This is a genomic window from Streptomyces sp. PsTaAH-124 (assembly GCF_000373685.1).
GTDB lineage: Bacteria > Actinomycetota > Actinomycetes > Streptomycetales > Streptomycetaceae > Streptomyces > Streptomyces andamanensis.
The window spans coordinates 1-4,403 of record NZ_KB892201.1; the positions used below are offsets into that span (position 1 = coordinate 1).

The 4,403-nt window shown below is 55.7% G+C and carries 2 protein-coding genes; one reads left to right on the top strand and one right to left on the bottom strand.

What is annotated here, in order from left to right:
• Positions 1–532: 532 nt before the first annotated feature.
• Positions 533–1,792 carry a hypothetical protein gene (locus tag B086_RS44815; protein WP_158690442.1) on the top strand — a complete coding sequence of 420 codons (1,260 nt, stop codon included), beginning with the start codon at positions 533–535 and terminating at the stop codon, positions 1,790–1,792.
• Between the two features lie 174 nt (positions 1,793–1,966).
• Here the strand turns inward: B086_RS44815 and B086_RS0129915 are convergent, their stop codons facing one another.
• Positions 1,967–4,240 (bottom strand): restriction endonuclease, encoded by a 2,274-nt coding sequence (locus B086_RS0129915; protein ID WP_018570117.1) that lies wholly within the window; start codon positions 4,238–4,240, stop codon positions 1,967–1,969.
• Positions 4,241–4,403 lie beyond the last annotated feature (163 nt).

The following is a 4,403-nucleotide window of genomic DNA, read 5'->3' on the forward strand; positions in this document are numbered from 1 at the left end:
CGGTACTCGGGCTGTCGGCCTGCCCGGCATCAGCCACCGAAAGCGAAACGGTCCGCCGACTCCGTCGGCGAACCGTCAAGAAAGATCGAGGCTAGAGAATTTCGTTTGGGTCACCGTGCTGACCATAAGGAAGATGTCGATGATGTGTAGTCCGGCGAGGTAGCGCGTTGTCGTCTGTCGTATCGAGTGGCCAGGCCTTATGGAAGATCAAGGTCACCCGTCGGCCTTCGTCCGCTGGCACGCAAGTCGTCTTAAAGATTACGGCCCCGATGTCGTGCTTTACCTGGCAGGTCCACAGACTGTCCGACGCGCCAGAAGCTTACAGGGCCATGATCACTCGCCCAAAGCAGCTCCAGCCCAAAGCCGCTCCACCGACCTAAAAGCCAAACTTCCAGGATACGGTCGCCAGCTCACGCCAGGAGGGAGAATTCAAAAGACGGCTCCAGTTGAGATCTATGGCCAGTACGATTCGTCCGTGACCAATAGAGCTTCGATCGGCAAGTCATCGACACGCTCGGATACCTTAGGGTGCGTGAGCGTAAACACCAGAATTCTCACAAGGAGGGGGTGGGTTAGTTGTGAAGACTTGCATATCGGAGATGAGACCATTGGATATGATACTTCCACGGGGTTTTCAAGGTGGACCCCGGTAATTGACGTCACCAAAGATATCAGCGCTGAACTGTGGCTTATAGGTCACAAGTATTGGCGCGCCCAGGTAACTCCGTCAGTTCAGTGGTGGTCTGAGACTACCTACAAGAAAACTACAGGATCGCGCCTTTGTCTTGAATGTGGCTGGGTGCCGCGGGGGGTTAAGTTCCCAGAAAGAGGCGTTCAAGTCCATAGGGCAAAGATTCACGGATTGCCACCTAATGTGGCAGACAATTTTATTCGCGGCGAATTTGTCCGAGTCGACGGCTTCAAAAGTGGGCAAAGGCTTCGACTTGCCGCGCCAGCCGCCACAGACGGAATCGCACATTTCTCGGAGATCGATGCTCAGGTGATCGCTTGGCTCCAGGGGGACGGACACATCGCCCCAGCCAAGACAAAGCCAACGGTATGCCCTGAATGTGGCTGGCTGCCAGGAAACGGCAGAAAGCCTTCTCGTGGACCAATTTTTCAACTTGCAACTAGCGTAGCGGTGCACCGAGTGAAGGCTCACGGAATACGACGCGAGGACTCGGCATCAGTACACGCTGGACTGTATGACGGTGCAATTTACCAATCGAAGCCCCTGATGGTGAAAAAGATTGCTCACCTTCTCCAACACGTTCCTCACACGATCAGCGTGCGGGAACGTGGAGGCAATACGCTGCCCGCATACACGTTCAGGTTGCGCCGTTCCTACGTGACCTCACTCGTTGAGCGAAGTGACGTTATGGCCGAGGGGCCCGAGAAACTTGTGCTCTTGATGTCCAGCAAGCAGAGAGCTGCATGGCTAGAGGCTATTATCGACGCGGAGGGGCATCACCTCAAAGCCGAGAAGGAAGAATGGAAGGATTATATTCGGATTGCTCAAGTTGATGGCCCCATGCAGGAGGCAATTAAGTTGGCGGCATACCTTGAAGGGTACAGGCCAACCTATTCAGCGAACAGTGCCGAGAAGAATGGGTTCAAGCCGGCGGGTACGGTAGGATTGGCAAAACCGATCGTTGCTCCGTCCACGTTCCAGGAGCCAAAAAGCATGGGTGAGCAACCAGTGTGGGCCCCGATAACCGAATTGGGGACTTGGACTGCTGGTCTTGGTGGGCAGGTGTTCCTGATCGGCTCAGCCGCCAAGGAGGGGAGATGACGGCCGTGCGGCCGAGGGCATCTGACCGTCGGTCGGGGGCAGGGGACGTTATCTTAGTAACGGACCTACTCGCTGAGGCAAGTCGTGGAAGCTGTATCCGACCGGTTTTCTCATCTGGGCCCCTGAGGATAATGCCGTCGGAGGTCGGGAAGCACAGTCAGCTGGAGTCTGAGGCTATGAAAGCTCGCGAAACATACCATCGATCGTAATGCGTTCGGAAGCCGATGTAGAGGTTCCTGGGAACCCGTATCTCGCCTCAGGATCAGACTGGCGGTAGGGATACTCGCCTTCCGCGTAATATTGTTCGACCGAGTCTCGGGCGGACTCGATTTCCGATCTCATATCGTCGAAAACGCCGACTCTGATTGCCACCCCTTCAACTTCGTCGATCCACTGGTGATCGGAATCACGATCCTGTCTATTGCTGGACATGTCATCTAGATCCTGTCGCAGCCCAGAACAGGCGCTTTGGTGAAACTTTTCGGCAGGGTCGAAATGGCGCCTCAGGGTTAGGGCGTATGATTCATAGAACTCTTCGAATGCGATCACGTCATCTCTGCTGTATAGCAATTCGCCCCAGCTCTCAAATGCCCATTTGAGCTCTTCTTGGGCAGGATCTGGATCCTCTGCGTAACGCATCATCAATGCCGTATTGAAGAGCCTCCAATCGTCAGGCTCCATGTACTCAGAGGCTTCACTCTTGAGTAGCTCGATCGTCACTGCAAGGAGCTCATCGAATGATTTCTCCATCAGTCGATGTGTCGGCTCCAGCAAGTTTAGGAGGGGCTTAATCGTTCGCGTGTATACCCTGGGGGATTCGTGCGGATCAGATCTGCTGATTTCCCTCTCTTCGCTGATCAGCTCCATAATTTTCCTGGCAATGGAGATTGAGTGAAGGGTCACGGTATCGGCGTAGTGCTGAAATCGGAGCTTTCCACCATCTCCGGATACTGCGTACCCTAGAAGTGTGCTCACTTGAGTCAGGTGCCTCGCGTCCCTGATGATGGCCATCAGGTAGTCCGGTTCTTCGTCAAGGAAAGCGAGGGTGAAGTCGCGTACGCTCGGGTTTGCGTAGGAGATCACCGTGACCCTATTACTTTTCTCTACGCGGACGAAGGTGCCTTCCAGTACTCGAAGCGCGCTAGTGTATTCCGTTGGCTTCGCCCCCTTTTGAACCAAAGCCTTGAGGTCGCTAGAGCTGGCGCCGCGGACGGGGAATGAGGCAAGTGTAAGCGTTATCCATTGGGCAAGGTCAGACAGTCCGTTATTGAAGACGATTCTCCAAAGATCCAATGGGTGATCAAGCGTGTGGTTAAGAGCGCGCGCGAACGCATCCGCCGAGGGGTGCGCCCGCTTGATGACCAGTTCGAGGATCCGTGGGGAGAAGTTTTTGTGGTTTACGACTGACCAGTAGGATGAGTTTTCTACGTACTCTCTAACAACCTCTCGCGAGAGGGTGGAAAAGTAGATGTGGTTGTACAGCATGCGCGCCCGCTGGACCGGCCCGTAGTCAGCGACATTTATCACGCACTCGACGACTCGAAAGTCGGCTTGAGCGATAGGCTCGCTGATCAGCCGAGTCTGTTGAAGGATCTGAGATCTCGTAGTCATGACAAGTCGCTTGTCTGGGTTCCGTGCCACACGGTCCATCAGGCGAATTATCCAACTATCCTTCGCGCGTCTTTCGCTGATGTCCGTCTGCCCGAGGAAATCGTCATACAGGAAAACCTGTTTGCGGCCGGACTTATATGCACTCCATGCGTCGTCAACGTCGGTTCCCACCGAAACGATTTGCCATTCCTCGTGCCAGTACCTCAGGGCGAGCATTTCGGCAAGCATGCTCTTGCCGACTCCGGGTGAACCCGTTAGGACGACGACGTGCTTTTCGTCGAGTAGTTCGTGCGCTGCGTTGAAGCTGTCGGTGGGAACGTACAGCTTGACTCGGTCTCTGATGTCCTCAAGCAGTGCCTCGCTGCGCTCCCAGATGCCGCTTTGAACAATGCGTTCCAGGATTGTCGTCGAGGCGAGCCAGAGCTTGAAATGTTGCTGCTCTACCCTCGGGTGTCGCGTGATCAGGTCATTTATGTCGGCTTGGGACAGTAGGTCGGCGGTGTCGGAAAGCCATGGATCCAGATCCTCTGCAAGGGTGTCCTTCTGGGTCCTGCTCAGGTTTTGGGATGTGACGAAGAGATAGCGGTCGGGTTTCTCTTTGTTCATTTTCGGGACTTCGCGGCGTGCCGACGCGCGGAGATCTTTGAATGACGAGCCGAGGTAGTGCTTGCACTGGACGACGACCTTCCCCTCTGGTGCTTTCGTCCGTAGGTCGATGCCTCCGTCGCGGCCACGCCCGAATGCCTCCAAGCGCCAGTGGTACTCGGCTGCGAGGAGATCGCGAATCAGTATCTCGAAGTCGTTGGGTGAGAGGGTGCGGAAGTCGTAGTCGGCCAAACCGTGTGCTCCAGCAGGGGGATTGGGCCATCAGCTCGCACGCTGAGACGGGGCCTCGACTTTACCGGCTAGCCTCGATCTTTCTTGACGGTTCGCCGACGGAGTCGGCGGACCGTTTCGCTTTCGGTGGCTGATGCCGGGCAGGCCGACAGCCCGAGTACCG